Below are 14,041 nucleotides of genomic sequence, written 5' to 3' on the forward strand. Positions count from 1 at the left end.
AGTGTAACACTACTCATACTCGGCCCGACACATCGCCACGGTATCTTCTATCAGCCGACGCGCCACGGTGCCCGGCGGAGGCAACAGCGGTAAATCGTCGTAGCGATACCAGTTCGCGTCCAGCAGCTCTTTCTGGTCGATAACGATCTCGCCGCTGTCGTATTCGGCCATAAATGCCGTCATCAGCGACTGCGGGAACGGCCACGGCTGGGAGGTGACGTAGCGCAGGTTCTTCACTTTGATCCCGCTCTCCTCCATCACCTCGCGCGCCACCGCCTGCTCCAGCGTTTCGCCCACTTCGACGAAGCCGGCCAGCACGGTGTGGATGCCGTTACGATGGCGGGTATGCTGCGCCAGCAGGATGGAATCCTCCCGGCGGATAGCGACGATAATGCACGGCGCAATCTGAGGATAGTAGCGCTCGCGGCAGTGGTTACAGAGCAACGCCCACTCGGTTTTGCTCGGACGCATGGTATGACCGCAGTAGCCGCAGTATTTATGCGAGCGGTAAAACTCTGCCAACTGCACGCCGCGCCCCGCCAGCTGGAACAGCCCGACATCCAGATCGAGCACCTGGCGAACGGATCCCATATCCTGGCGTCGAGCCTGTTGGATCAACCACACAGGATCGCCTTGCCACTCGCCGATCTTCAGCGCGTGCTGGCCTACAAGATCGAACATTTCCGCTGCACCGTAGGGCAACTCTCCGGCAGGCAGCCATAACTTTTGTTCGTGACTGACGATCCACCAACCAAGATCTGATTTTTCAATAATACGATCCATATCTATTGCACTACCTTCGCTTCACTGACATGTTGTTAGCATTGTGGTTACATTCTGGATAAGCAGATTCAATCCTACATTTTGCGGAGTCGACCATGTTAAACCAGCTGGAAAGCCTGACTGAGCGCGTTAGAGGAAGTAACAAACTGGTGGATCGCTGGCTACATGTACGCAAGCATCTACTCGTGGCTTATTACAATCTGGTCGGTATTAAGCCTGGCAAAGAATCGTTTATGCGACTGAATGAAAAAGCGCTGGATGATTTTTGTCAGGGCCTGGTCGACTATCTGTCCGACGGCCATTTCAATATTTATGAACGCATTATCCGTGAAATGGAAGGGACAACACCCTATTTAGCGGCCAGCAAGCTCTATCCGCTGCTGGAAGCCAACACCCAGCAGATCATGGATTACTATGATTCCGCGCTCGAGAACGCCATCGATCACGATAACTATCTTGAGTTCCAGCGGGCGCTATCCGACCTCGGTGAAGCGCTGGAGGAGCGATTCACGCTGGAAGATAAGCTGATCGCCCTCGTTCTGGACAATGATGTGAACATCAGTAGCGAAGAGAACGTCGCGCGCCCTGCTTGAGTTCTTCATCGTTAACGAGTAATTTACAACCATTCGCCCCTCTCACGAGGGGGATTTTTCTTGTCGGAGTGCCCAGCGCCTGAAAGCGCGGGCTGAGACCGTTAATTCGGGATCCGCGGAACCTGATCAGGCTAATACCTGCGAAGGGAACAAGAGTCACACTGCTGTTGTATCGCCTGAGGGCGATCCTCTCTTGCTTCATCCGTCGTCTGACAAGCCATGTCCTTCACTTTTGGAATGAGCTATGTCTACTGCAAAACTGACCCGCCGCGAACAGCGCGCACAGGCCCAACACTTCATCGACACGCTGGAAGGCACCGCTTTCCCGAACTCGAAACGCATCTATATTTCCGGCTCGCAGGCCGATATCCGCGTCCCAATGCGCGAAATTCAGCTCAGCCCGACGCTTATCGGCGGCAGCAAAGATAACCCGCAGTATGAAGACAACGAAGCCGTGCCGGTATACGACACCTCCGGCCCGTACGGCGACCCTGATGTTGCCATCAACGTCCAGCAGGGTCTGGCGAAGCTGCGCCAGCCGTGGATTGATGCGCGCAACGACTGCGAAGAACTGAGCGTACTCAGCTCTGCCTACACCAAAGAGCGCCTGGCCGACGACGGTCTGGACGAGCTGCGCTTTACCGGCCTGCTGACGCCAAAACGCGCTAAGGCGGGCAAATGCGTGACCCAGCTGCACTACGCGCGCCAGGGCATCGTCACGCCGGAGATGGAGTTCATCGCCATCCGCGAAAACATGGGCCGCGAGCGCATCCGTAGCGAAGTGCTGCGCTATCAGCACCCAGGCGAGGGCTTTGGCGCTCGCCTGCCGGAGAACATCACGCCGGAGTTTGTGCGCGACGAAGTGGCCGCAGGCCGCGCGATTATCCCCGCCAACATCAACCATCCGGAATCCGAGCCGATGATTATTGGCCGCAACTTCCTGGTGAAGGTCAACGCGAACATCGGTAACTCGGCCGTGACCTCCTCCATCGAAGAAGAGGTGGAAAAGCTGGTCTGGTCCACGCGCTGGGGTGCGGACACGGTAATGGACCTCTCCACCGGCCGCTATATTCACGAAACCCGCGAGTGGATCCTGCGTAACAGCCCGGTACCGATTGGCACCGTCCCGATTTATCAGGCGCTGGAGAAGGTCAACGGCATTGCCGAAGACCTCACCTGGGAAGCGTTCCGCGACACGCTGCTGGAGCAGGCTGAACAGGGCGTGGACTACTTCACCATTCACGCGGGCGTGCTGCTGCGCTACGTGCCGATGACGGCGAAGCGCCTGACCGGCATCGTCTCGCGCGGCGGTTCCATCATGGCGAAGTGGTGCCTGTCACATCATCAGGAAAACTTCCTCTACGAGCACTTCCGCGAGATCTGCGAAATCTGCGCCGCGTACGATGTCTCCCTGTCGCTGGGCGACGGCCTGCGTCCTGGCTCGATCCGCGACGCCAACGACGAAGCGCAGTTTGCCGAGCTGCACACCCTGGGCGAACTGACCAAAATCGCCTGGGAGTATGACGTGCAGGTGATGATTGAAGGTCCAGGACACGTGCCGATGCAGATGATCCGCCGCAACATGACCGAGGAGCTGGAGCACTGCCACGAAGCGCCGTTCTACACGCTGGGGCCACTGACAACCGACATCGCGCCGGGCTATGACCACTTCACATCAGGCATTGGGGCGGCGATGATCGGCTGGTTCGGCTGCGCCATGCTCTGCTACGTGACGCCGAAAGAGCACCTCGGCCTGCCGAACAAAGAGGACGTGAAGCAGGGGCTGATCACCTACAAAATTGCCGCTCACGCGGCGGATCTGGCCAAAGGCCACCCGGGCGCGCAAATCCGCGATAACGCCATGTCGAAGGCGCGCTTCGAATTCCGCTGGGAAGACCAGTTCAACCTGGCGCTGGACCCGTTCACCGCCCGCGCCTATCACGACGAGACCCTGCCGCAGGAATCGGGCAAAGTCGCGCACTTCTGCTCTATGTGCGGGCCGAAGTTCTGCTCGATGAAAATCAGCCAGGAGGTGCGCGACTACGCCGCCGCGCAGACCATTGAAGTGGGGATGGCGGACATGTCTGAAACCTTCCGCGCCAGAGGCGGCGAAATCTACCTCAAAAAAGAGGAGGCGTAATGTATAAGCCCGATTTCCCGCCCGTCCCCTACCGTTTAGGGCTCTATCCGGTGGTGGACAGCGTGGCCTGGATAGAGCGCCTGTTGGGGGCAGGCGTTCGCACCCTCCAGCTGCGCATCAAGGATAAACGCGACGAAGAGGTGGAAGCGGATGTGGTTGCCGCCATCGCGCTTGGGCGTCGGCATAACGCCCGCCTGTTTATCAACGACTACTGGCGGCTGGCGGTTAAGCACCAGGCTTACGGCGTGCATCTGGGTCAGGAGGATCTGGAAACAACGGATCTGAGCGCTATCCGCGAAGCCGGGCTGCGTCTTGGCGTTTCAACACACGATGACATGGAGATCGACGTGGCGCTGGCGGCCCGTCCCTCTTACATCGCGCTGGGTCACGTCTTCCCGACGCAAACCAAGCAGATGCCCTCCGCACCGCAGGGTCTGACGCAGCTGGCGAGCCACGTTAAACGCCTTGCCGATTACCCTACCGTCGCCATCGGCGGAATCAGCCTTGAACGCGCCCCGGCGGTGCTGGAGACCGGCGTCGGCAGTATCGCCGTCGTCAGCGCCATCACCCGGGCCGCAGACTGGCAATTCGCCACCGAACAGCTGTTACAGCTGGCAGGAGCGGGTGATGAACGATCGTGATTTTATGCGCTACAGCCGTCAGATCCTGCTGGAAGATATCGCCATCGACGGGCAGCAAAAACTGCTCGCCAGCCGGGTGCTGATTGTCGGTCTGGGCGGGTTAGGCGCGCCCGCCGCGCTTTATCTGGCTGGTGCGGGCATCGGTACGCTGGTGCTGGCCGACGACGACGAGGTTCACCTCAGCAACCTGCAGCGACAAATCCTCTTTACCACCGAGGATATCAACCAGCCGAAAGCGCAAATCACCCGGCAGCGCCTGAACCAGCTCAACCCGGATATCGAGCTGATTGCCCTGCAGGATCGGCTCAGCGGTGAAAGCCTGCGCCGTGAGGTCGCCCTTGCCGACGTGGTGCTGGACTGCACGGACAACATGGCGACGCGCCAGGCGATTAACGCCGCCTGCGTGGCAAGTAATACGCCGCTTATCACCGCCAGCGCGGTGGGTTTCGGCGGGCAGATGATGGTCCTGACCCCACCGTGGTCGCAGGGCTGCTATCGCTGCCTGTGGCCGGATGATGCAGAGCCGGCGCGCAACTGCCGTACGGCGGGCATTCTTGGTCCGGTGGTCGGCGTAATGGGCACAATGCAGGCGCTGGAAGCCATCAAGCTGCTCAGCGGCATGGAGACGGAACGCAATACGCTGCGGCTGTTTGATGCCCGCTCCAGCGGCTGGCGCCATCTGGCCTTACACCGCGCCAGCCGCTGCCCGGTATGCGGAGGTCGCGATGCGCATTCTGTTTAACGATGAACCGATGAGATGCGACGACGGGCTCACCGTTGCGGTACTGCTCGACAAGCTGCGTCAGCTCAGGCCGGGAACGGCGCTGGCGCTCAATCAACAGATCCTGCCGCGCGAGCAGTGGGAACATCAGCAGGTCAATGACGGCGACCAGATCCTGCTGTTTCAGGTTATCGCAGGGGGCTGAGATGTTACGTATTGCCGATAAAGTCTTTGATTCACATCTGTTTACCGGAACCGGAAAATTCGCCTCGCCGCAGCTGATGGTGGATGCCATTCGCGAAAGCGGCAGCCAGCTGGTGACGCTGGCGCTCAAGCGCGTGGATCTACGTCATCACAGCGATGCCATTCTGGCTCCTTTACTGGAGGCTGGCGTCACGCTGCTGCCCAACACCTCCGGTGCCAAAACGGCCGAAGAGGCGATTTTCGCCGCGCAGCTGGCCCGCGAGGCGCTAGGCACCCGCTGGCTGAAGCTGGAAATTCATCCTGACGCCCGCTGGCTGTTGCCCGACCCTATCGAAACGCTGAAAGCGGCTGAAAAGCTGGTGCAGCAAGGGTTTACCGTCCTGCCTTACTGCGGCGCCGACCCTGTCCTGTGCAAACGGCTGGAAGAGGTCGGCTGCGCCGCCGTCATGCCGCTGGGCGCCCCCATTGGTTCCAACCAGGGGCTGGAAACCCGCGCGATGCTGGAAATCATTATTGAGCAGGCTACCGTACCTGTAGTGGTTGATGCGGGCATCGGCGTGCCCAGCCATGCCGCGCAGGCGCTGGAAATGGGTGCCGACGCGGTGCTGGTCAACACGGCCATCGCGGTTGCCGACGATCCGGTCATGATGGCACATGCGTTCCGCATGGCCGTTGAGGCTGGCCTGCTGGCAAGGGCGTCCGGCCCCGGCTCGCGCAGTTTCCAGGCACAGGCCACCAGCCCGCTGACCGGTTTTCTGGAGGCGATCTCATGAGCACGTTTACCGAGCGCTGGCGGCAGCTTAGCTGGGACGACATTGCCCTGCGCATCAACAGCAAAACGGCGGCTGACGTAGAGCGCGCGCTGAATGCCCGCCATTTGACCCGCGAGGATCTGATGGCTCTGCTCTCCCCGGCGGCCAGCGCGTACCTCGAACCGATGGCCCAGCGAGCGCAGCGGCTCACCCGCCAGCGTTTTGGCAACACGGTGAGCTTCTACGTGCCGCTCTATCTCTCAAACCTGTGCGCCAATGACTGCACCTACTGCGGTTTTTCCATGAGCAACCGCATCAAGCGTAAAACGCTCGATGAAGGTGAGATTGCCCGGGAGTGTGCGGCCATTCGTGAAATGGGTTTTGAACATCTTCTGCTGGTCACGGGCGAACATCAGGGAAAAGTGGGAATGGACTATTTCCGTCACCACCTTCCCGCCATTCGCCGTCAGTTTGCGTCGCTGCAGATGGAAGTACAGCCCCTGGCGCAGGAGGAGTACGCGGAGCTCAAAACCCTCGGGCTGGACGGGGTCATGGTCTACCAGGAAACCTACCACGAGGCGACGTACGCCCGGCACCACCTGAAGGGCAAGAAACAGGATTTCTTTTTCCGCCTGGAAACGCCGGACAGGCTGGGTCGCGCGGGCATCGACAAAATCGGTCTGGGCGCGCTGATCGGGCTCTCTGACAGCTGGCGGGTGGATTGTTATATGGTGGCGGAACATTTGCTGTGGCTCCAGCAGCACTACTGGCAGAGCCGTTATTCCATCTCCTTCCCGCGCCTGAGACCTTGCGCGGGGGGGATTGAACCGGCTTCGCTGATGGATGAACGCCAGCTGGTGCAAACCATCTGCGCGTTTCGCCTGCTCGCCCCGGAAGTGGAATTATCGCTCTCAACGCGTGAGTCCCCGGCGTTTCGCGATCGCGTCATCCCGCTTGCGATTAACAACGTCAGCGCGTTTTCTAAAACGCAGCCTGGCGGCTACGCCGACGATCATCCTGAGCTTGAGCAGTTTGTGCCGCATGACGGACGACGTCCGGAAGCGGTCGCTGCCGCCCTGACGGCGCAGGGTCTTCAGCCTGTCTGGAAAGACTGGGACAGCTGGCTGGGAAGAACCTCGCAATGATGCTGAAACGCACTGCAACACCATAAAAAATTGTCGAGGCGCTACGAAAAGGCAAAACCGGATGATTGTCAGCGATCGTCCGGTTTTTTATTGTCACACGGTCAGCAACGGATGCTGACCAGGGCGAAAAGCTTCTTCCTCGTTTCGCCCTGCCTCTGGTTCATTGCACAAACGGCCTCAGCCAGTTGAATAAGTATTTTCTTAATGGTTCTTAAGATAAATCATCCCACCAGAAATCGGGTGCCGTATAATTCACCGCTAACCGCAGGACAGCGACTATGCTGAGAGGATATCGGCAGACGAAAAGTATTCACCATCAGGAACGATGTACAGCTCATGGCACTTCACAGCAAAAAGCTCTCTTTTACCCGACCAATCATGCTCAGCTTCGCGGGGATCATCTGCAGTTTTGTGGTGATCGCGGTCGCGGTGACGCTTTCGCAACGAAAGGATTTTCTTGCGGATTATCACAAGATTAACAGCAATTTCACGCACAACCTGGCGGTGAACTACACCGAGTCGATCCTGCGTGAAAACGACTATATCCTGGGCCGTGCCGCGATGTACTTTTCGCGTAACGACAGGCTAAACGAGACGCTCAACGTCAACCCGACGCAAGGGCTGCAGATGGTGATGCATCTGCAGAACCTGATGCCGACCGTGTCCTCCATCTCGCTGGCGGATACGCAGGGGCATTATCTCCGCGCGCCGGAAGTACTCCCCACGGAGAAGAGTAAAACCTTCGATCCCCGGACTCGGCCGTGGTTTGTCGCTCAGGCCGAAGCCAGTATCTTCAGCCACTATACTCGCCCCTACATGGACTACTTCACCGGCCATCCGACGGTAACGCTCTATAAGCCCTTGATTTCACCGGAAGGCCGACTGAAGGGAACGATCGCGTTTCATCTCGATTTGACGTCAATGGGCTACACCCTGCGTCAGATGGTGGCGCCCGTTCAGGGGGAATTCTTCGTCGTCGAACGCGACGGCGCCGTTGTGCTTCACCCGGATACCGGCGCGCTCTTCAAACAGTACGTGAGCGAAGCGCTGATGGACAAAATGACCAGCGGCGAAGGCCACCTTTATGACAAGAAAAGCAACGCCTGGTATTACTACTACTCGTTTACCAATCCGGACTGGTTTGTCATCTACCGGGTCTCTGGCGAGACGCTCACCGATATCACCCGCCACGAAACAACGATTGTTGGCTGGGGGTTTGCGCTGGCGGCCATCATCATCATCCTCTTCGGCTTATACCTCCGCCACGCCTCGCGTAGCGTGCTGATGCACATTATCAATGCCATCAAAACCGGCGACGTCAGCGAGGCGCCGCGGCTGGAGGCGATGCTGAGCCACACTATCCAGTCCAATAAAGAGCGTGAGATGGCCTATGTGCGCCAGGCCACTCACGATGCGCTGACGGGCTGTAAAAACCGCCGCGCATTCGATAGCGATATCGCGGAGCTGCTGAATGCCCATCAGCCTTTCGCGCTGGCGCTGGTGGACATTGATAACTTCAAGTCGATTAACGACACGCTGGGCCACCTGACCGGTGATATCGTTCTGCGCAACGTGGCCCGCGAGGGGATCCAGATCATGCAGCCACATCACGTCTCGCTTTACCGTTACGGTGGAGAAGAGTTTGCGGTAATTTTCCAGGCGGAGCAGATGACGTCTGCGCTCTCATTGCTGGAGGCGTGGCGTATCGCTGTTGAAAAACGCGTCTGGCGAGAAGAAAACCTGCGGGTGACGTTCAGCGGCGGTCTTGGGGAGTGGCATTTTGAACCGCTGGATCAATTTGTCGGAAGCGTTGATAACGCCCTCTACAGCGCCAAACAGCAGGGCAAAAACCGCATTAACCGAACGTCCATCAGCTAGTCCTCCCTCTTTCACCCCTGCCCGTTTCGACGGGCCGGGTACCCGACAACGCAAAATTGTAACCGGTTTCAGAAAATCGCCGGTTTCTTTGTGATGCCTGACACACAATCGCGGTAAACCGGTTGTTGAAGCGGTCTGCACGGGATAATTATCAATAAACACATGTAGATCGAGGCTGATTATGAAGAACATCGTTTTATGCTGTGCAGCGGGAATGTCAACCAGCATGCTGGTTCAACGTATGAAAGACGCCGCGCAGAAAAAAGGGGTTGAAGTCACCATTAAAGCCGTTCCGGTTGCGGAGTTTAAAGACAACATCGCGACGGCCGACATCGTATTGCTGGGGCCACAGGTTAAATACGAGCAGGCTAAACTTCAGGCGCAGGCCGAGCCGCTGGGTAAAAAGGTCGCGGTGATCGACATGATGGATTACGGCATGATGAAAGGCGATGCCGTACTGGAAAAAGCGCTCAAACTTCTGGAGCCATAATGGAAGACTTAGAAACCACGATTATGGAACTGCTGGTCAACGCAGGCGCGGCGCGCAGTGCGGCCCTGACGGCGTTACAGATGGCGCGTAAAGGTGAGTTTGTCGAAGCAGAAAAAGCGATGGAAGAGTCGCGCGAATATGTGAAGCATGCGCACACGATCCAGACGCAGCTTATCGGTCTTGACGAAGGGACCGGGAAGCTTCCGGTTAACCTGATCACCGTCCACTCTCAGGATCACCTGATGAACGCGATGGTCATTCAGGATTTGGCGGGCGATATGATTGAGCTTTATCGTCGGATCCCGTTGGTAAACTGATAACCTACAGATGTAAAAAAACCCGCCGAGGCGGGTTTTTTATTGTCGGGTGGCGCTGAGCTTACCCGACCTACGAGGCACATACCCGGTAATGTTCATCACCGGGCATCAACGATTACTCGTTGTCGGAACCGCCCAGACCTGCGTTCAGCAGTTCTGCCAGGCTCGCGGATGCATCTTCAGCAGTCACCTGCGGTGCAGCTGGCAGTTCGCCCGCAGCACGACGACGCATACGATCCTGATGGTACGCATAACCGGTACCAGCCGGGATCAGACGACCCACGATTACGTTCTCTTTCAGACCGCGCAGTTCATCACGCTTACCAGCAACGGCGGCTTCGGTCAGGACACGAGTCGTTTCCTGGAACGATGCAGCAGAGATGAAGGACTCGGTTGCCAGAGACGCTTTGGTGATACCCAGCAGATCGCGCGAGAAGGTCGCACCGATTTTGCCGTTCGCTTCCAGATCGCGGTTAGCAATCTTGACGCGTGAGTATTCAACCTGCTCGCCTTCCAGGAACTCGGAGCTGCCTGCGTTTTCGATGGTTGCTTTACGCAGCATCTGACGAACGATAACTTCGATGTGCTTATCGTTAATCTTAACGCCCTGCAGACGGTAAACGTCCTGCACTTCGTTGGTGATGTAACGCGTTACCGCGTGTACGCCACGAAGACGCAGAATATCGTGCGGAGCTTCTGGACCATCGGAAACCACGTCACCACGTTCTACACGTTCACCTTCGAACACGTTGAGCTGACGCCACTTAGGAATCATCTCTTCGTACGGTTCGCTGCCATCTACTGGAGTGATAACCAGACGGCGCTTCCCTTTGGTCTCTTTACCGAAGGAGATGATACCGCTGATTTCAGCCAGGATTGCAGGCTCTTTCGGACGACGTGCTTCGAACAGATCCGCAACGCGTGGCAGACCACCGGTGATGTCCTTGGTACCGCTGGATTCCTGTGGAATACGCGCCAGAGCATCACCCGCACCGATCTGAATGCCATCTTCCAGCTGAACGATCGCTTTACCCGGCAGGAAGTACTGCGCAGGCATGTCGGTACCAGGGATCAGAACGTCGTTACCCTGAGCATCAACGATTTTCAGTGCAGGACGCAGATCTTTACCACCGGTAGTACGTTCAGCAGAATCCAGAACCACCAGAGAAGACAGACCGGTCAGCTCGTCGGTCTGACGAGTAATGGTCTGGCCGTCGATCATGTCAGTGAAGCGGATGAAACCACTTACTTCGGTGATAACCGGCATGGTGTGTGGATCCCAGTTTGCAACGGTTTCACCGCCGGCAACCTGCTCGCCATCACCTTTCGCCATAACCGCACCGTAAGGCACTTTATAGCTCTCTTTGGTACGACCGAATTCGTCGATCAGCTTCAGCTCGGTGTTACGTGAGGTCACAACCAGCTTGCCTGCGGAGTTAACAACAGACTTCGCGTTGCTGAGCTTGATGCTACCTTTGTTTTTCACCTGGATGCTGGATTCAGCAGCCGCACGAGATGCCGCACCACCGATGTGGAACGTACGCATCGTCAGCTGTGTACCCGGCTCACCGATGGACTGTGCCGCGATAACGCCGATTGCTTCACCTTTGTTGATGATGTGGCCACGCGCCAGGTCACGACCGTAGCAGTGCGCACATACACCAAAGTCGGTGTCACAGGATACAACGGAACGTACTTTCACGGAGTCAACAGAGTTCGCTTCCAGCAGGTCACACCAGTGCTCGTGCAGCAGCGTGTTGCGTGGAACCAGAATGTCTGCAGTGCCCGGCTTCAGAATGTCTTCCGCGGTCACACGACCCAGTACGCGATCGCGCAGTGGCTCTTTAACATCACCACCCTCGATAACCGGGGTCATGGTGATACCTTCGAGGGTGCCACAATCGTCTTCGGTCACAACCAGATCCTGGGCAACGTCAACCAGACGACGCGTCAGATAACCGGAGTTCGCTGTTTTCAGTGCGGTATCCGCCAGACCTTTACGAGCACCGTGCGTGGAGATGAAGTACTGGAGTACGTTCAGACCTTCACGGAAGTTCGCGGTGATTGGCGTTTCGATGATGGAGCCATCTGGCTTCGCCATCAGACCACGCATACCTGCCAGCTGACGAATCTGTGCTGCGGAACCACGCGCACCGGAGTCGGCCATCATGTAGATGCTGTTGAAGGAAACCTGCTGCTCTTCTACGCCGTCACGGTTAATCACGGTTTCGGTCTGCAGGTTATCCATCATCGCTTTGGATACACGATCGTTCGCCGCTGCCCAGATATCGATAACTTTGTTATAGCGTTCGCCCGCGGTAACCAGACCAGACTGGAACTGCTCCTGGATCTCAGCAACTTCGGCTTCCGCTTCAGAGATGATCTCGTGTTTCTTCTCTGGGATGACCATGTCATCGATACCAACAGATGCACCTGAACGCGCTGCATAAGCAAAGCCGGTATACATTGTCTGGTCAGCGAAGATAACGGTCGGCTTCAGACCCAGAATGCGGTAACAGGTGTTCAGCATTTTGGAGATCGCTTTCTTGCCCAGCGCCTGGTTGACGATGGAGAAAGGCAGACCTTTCGGTACGATCATCCACAGAATGGCACGGCCAACGGTCGTGTCTTTCAGGCTGGTTTTCGCAACGAATTCGCCGTTTTCATCTTTTTCGTATTCGGTGATACGCACTTTAACGCGCGCATGCAGAGAGGCCAGGCCAGCGCGATAAATACGCTCAGCTTCTTTCGGGCCAGTCAGCACCATGCCTTCGCCTTTGGCGTTAACACAGTCACGGGTCATGTAGTACAGACCCAGTACAACGTCCTGAGAAGGAACGATGATAGGTTCACCGTTCGCTGGGGACAGGATGTTGTTGGTAGACATCATCAGCGCACGCGCTTCGAGCTGGGCTTCCAGCGTCAGCGGTACGTGAACAGCCATCTGGTCACCATCGAAGTCGGCGTTATATGCCGCACAAACCAGCGGGTGCAGCTGGATAGCTTTACCTTCGATCAGGACTGGCTCAAATGCCTGGATACCCAAACGGTGCAGAGTTGGTGCACGGTTCAGCAGTACCGGGTGTTCGCGGATAACTTCGTCCAGGATATCCCAAACGACAGCTTCTTCACGCTCAACCATTTTCTTAGCGGCTTTGATGGTGGTGGCGAGGCCACGCAGTTCCAGCTTGCCGTAGATGAACGGTTTGAACAGCTCCAGTGCCATTTTCTTCGGCAGACCGCACTGATGCAGACGCAGGTATGGACCTACGGTGATTACAGAACGACCGGAGTAGTCAACACGCTTACCGAGCAGGTTCTGACGGAAGCGACCCTGTTTACCTTTGATCATGTCGGCCAAAGATTTCAGAGGACGCTTGTTAGAACCGGTGATCGCACGACCGCGACGACCGTTATCCAGCAGGGCATCTACCGCTTCCTGCAGCATACGTTTTTCGTTGCGTACGATGATGTCCGGCGCAGCCAGATCCAGCAGACGTTTCAGACGGTTGTTACGGTTGATCACGCGACGATACAGATCGTTCAGATCGGACGTTGCGAAACGCCCACCATCCAGCGGAACCAGTGGACGCAGATCTGGCGGCAGAACCGGCAGAACGGTCAGGATCATCCACTCTGGTTTGTTACCAGACTGAACGAACGCTTCCAGCAGTTTGATACGCTTGGTCAGCTTTTTACGTTTGGTTTCGGAGTTGGTTTCGTTCAGCTCTTCACGCAGCTGTTCGCACTCTTGCTCCAGATCCATGCTCTTCAGCAGGGCCTGAATAGCTTCCGCACCCATCTTCGCGTCGAATTCGTCACCGAACTCTTCCAGCGCGTCCAGATACTGCTCTTCAGTCAGGATCTGATGACGTTCCAGGTTCGTCATCCCGCCTTCGATAACCACATAAGATTCGAAGTACAGAACGCGTTCGATATCGCGCAGCGGCATATCCAGCAGCAGACCGATACGGGACGGCAGAGATTTCAGGAACCAGATGTGAGCGGTCGGAGACGCCAGCTCGATGTGGCCCATGCGCTCACGACGCACTTTGGTCTGGGTCACTTCAACGCCGCACTTCTCACAGATCACACCACGGTGTTTCAGGCGCTTGTACTTACCGCACAGGCACTCGTAATCTTTTACTGGCCCGAAAATACGCGCACAGAAAAGGCCGTCACGCTCAGGTTTGAACGTACGGTAGTTGATGGTTTCCGGCTTTTTAACTTCACCGAATGACCATGAACGGATCATGTCTGGCGAAGCCAGAGCAATTTTGATCGCATCAAACTCTTCGGTTTTAGTCTGCGCTTTCAGAAACTTTAATAAATCTTTCACGGATTTGCTCCCGTCGGAGTTAGCACAATCTGGTGCCG

The 14,041-nt window shown here is 57.0% G+C and carries 12 protein-coding genes and 1 riboswitch; of the genes, 10 read left to right on the plus strand and 2 right to left on the minus strand.

The features are described from left to right. Positions 1 to 9 precede the first annotated feature (9 nt). Complete coding sequence (nudC, locus tag NQ230_RS22035; RefSeq protein ID WP_257259177.1) at positions 10 to 783, minus strand: NAD(+) diphosphatase; 774 nt, start codon at positions 781 to 783, stop codon at positions 10 to 12. Between the two features lie 95 nt (positions 784 to 878). Between nudC and rsd the strand changes: the two genes are divergently transcribed. The 10 genes from rsd to NQ230_RS22085 all read left to right on the plus strand — a co-directional run bounded on the left by rsd (position 879) and on the right by NQ230_RS22085 (position 9,664). Further along, the gene (gene rsd, locus NQ230_RS22040) at positions 879 to 1,376 is read left to right on the plus strand and encodes a sigma D regulator (RefSeq protein ID WP_159515302.1); all 498 of its coding nucleotides are present in this window, start codon (positions 879 to 881) and stop codon (positions 1,374 to 1,376) included. Between the two features lie 54 nt (positions 1,377 to 1,430). Next, a riboswitch (TPP riboswitch) is annotated at positions 1,431 to 1,542 on the plus strand. A 78-nt stretch (positions 1,543 to 1,620) separates the two neighbouring features. Continuing rightward, a complete protein-coding gene (gene thiC, locus NQ230_RS22045) occupies positions 1,621 to 3,516 on the plus strand; it encodes a phosphomethylpyrimidine synthase ThiC (protein WP_257259178.1) in 1,896 nt (631 codons plus the stop codon). Next, complete coding sequence (gene thiE / locus NQ230_RS22050) at positions 3,516 to 4,157, plus strand: thiamine phosphate synthase (protein ID WP_257259180.1); 642 nt, start codon at positions 3,516 to 3,518, stop codon at positions 4,155 to 4,157. Before thiC ends, thiE begins: the two co-directional genes overlap by 1 nt. After that, the gene (locus tag NQ230_RS22055) at positions 4,144 to 4,899 is read left to right on the plus strand and encodes a HesA/MoeB/ThiF family protein (RefSeq protein WP_038417715.1); all 756 of its coding nucleotides are present in this window, start codon (positions 4,144 to 4,146) and stop codon (positions 4,897 to 4,899) included. The genes thiE and NQ230_RS22055 overlap by 14 nt, the downstream gene beginning before the upstream one ends. After that, positions 4,811 to 5,083, plus strand: a complete 273-nt coding sequence (thiS, locus tag NQ230_RS22060; RefSeq protein ID WP_503467202.1) for a sulfur carrier protein ThiS — start codon at positions 4,811 to 4,813, stop codon at positions 5,081 to 5,083. Before NQ230_RS22055 ends, thiS begins: the two co-directional genes overlap by 89 nt. Position 5,084: 1 nt before the next feature. Continuing rightward, positions 5,085 to 5,855, plus strand: a complete 771-nt coding sequence (gene thiG, locus NQ230_RS22065) for a thiazole synthase (protein ID WP_257259183.1) — start codon at positions 5,085 to 5,087, stop codon at positions 5,853 to 5,855. Then, entirely contained in the window at positions 5,852 to 6,979 is a 1,128-nt protein-coding gene (thiH, locus tag NQ230_RS22070) for a 2-iminoacetate synthase ThiH (protein ID WP_121425957.1), read from the plus strand. The genes thiG and thiH overlap by 4 nt, the downstream gene beginning before the upstream one ends. Positions 6,980 to 7,315: 336 nt before the next feature. Beyond that, positions 7,316 to 8,857 carry a sensor domain-containing diguanylate cyclase gene (locus NQ230_RS22075; RefSeq protein ID WP_257259186.1) on the plus strand — a complete coding sequence of 514 codons (1,542 nt, stop codon included), beginning with the start codon at positions 7,316 to 7,318 and terminating at the stop codon, positions 8,855 to 8,857. Between the two features lie 181 nt (positions 8,858 to 9,038). Continuing rightward, a complete protein-coding gene (locus NQ230_RS22080; RefSeq protein ID WP_257259188.1) occupies positions 9,039 to 9,347 on the plus strand; it encodes a PTS sugar transporter subunit IIB in 309 nt (102 codons plus the stop codon). Next, complete coding sequence (locus tag NQ230_RS22085; RefSeq protein WP_121425959.1) at positions 9,347 to 9,664, plus strand: PTS lactose/cellobiose transporter subunit IIA; 318 nt, start codon at positions 9,347 to 9,349, stop codon at positions 9,662 to 9,664. The genes NQ230_RS22080 and NQ230_RS22085 overlap by 1 nt, the downstream gene beginning before the upstream one ends. Before the next feature lie 115 nt (positions 9,665 to 9,779). On the opposite strand, the gene rpoC is transcribed toward NQ230_RS22085, so the two are convergent. Next, complete coding sequence (gene rpoC, locus NQ230_RS22090; protein WP_029741888.1) at positions 9,780 to 14,003, minus strand: DNA-directed RNA polymerase subunit beta'; 4,224 nt, start codon at positions 14,001 to 14,003, stop codon at positions 9,780 to 9,782. Positions 14,004 to 14,041 lie beyond the last annotated feature (38 nt).

The organism is Enterobacter asburiae (genome assembly GCF_024599655.1).
GTDB classification, from domain to species: Bacteria; Pseudomonadota; Gammaproteobacteria; order Enterobacterales; family Enterobacteriaceae; genus Enterobacter; species Enterobacter asburiae_D.

Bases quoted from the DNA above. Each gene is read 5' to 3' on its own strand.
- thiE (WP_257259180.1), top strand. From the start codon at position 3,516: ATGTATAAGCCCGATTTCCCGCCCGTCCCCTACCGTTTAGGGCTCTAT.
- NQ230_RS22080 (WP_257259188.1), top strand. From the start codon at position 9,039: ATGAAGAACATCGTTTTATGCTGTGCAGCGGGAATGTCAACCAGCATG.
- rsd (WP_159515302.1), top strand. From the start codon at position 879: ATGTTAAACCAGCTGGAAAGCCTGACTGAGCGCGTTAGAGGAAGTAAC.
- thiS (WP_503467202.1), top strand. From the start codon at position 4,811: ATGCCCGCTCCAGCGGCTGGCGCCATCTGGCCTTACACCGCGCCAGCC.
- thiG (WP_257259183.1), top strand. From the start codon at position 5,085: ATGTTACGTATTGCCGATAAAGTCTTTGATTCACATCTGTTTACCGGA.
- nudC (WP_257259177.1), bottom strand. From the start codon at position 783: ATGGATCGTATTATTGAAAAATCAGATCTTGGTTGGTGGATCGTCAGT.
- thiC (WP_257259178.1), top strand. From the start codon at position 1,621: ATGTCTACTGCAAAACTGACCCGCCGCGAACAGCGCGCACAGGCCCAA.
- NQ230_RS22075 (WP_257259186.1), top strand. From the start codon at position 7,316: ATGGCACTTCACAGCAAAAAGCTCTCTTTTACCCGACCAATCATGCTC.
- NQ230_RS22055 (WP_038417715.1), top strand. From the start codon at position 4,144: ATGAACGATCGTGATTTTATGCGCTACAGCCGTCAGATCCTGCTGGAA.
- thiH (WP_121425957.1), top strand. From the start codon at position 5,852: ATGAGCACGTTTACCGAGCGCTGGCGGCAGCTTAGCTGGGACGACATT.
- NQ230_RS22085 (WP_121425959.1), top strand. From the start codon at position 9,347: ATGGAAGACTTAGAAACCACGATTATGGAACTGCTGGTCAACGCAGGC.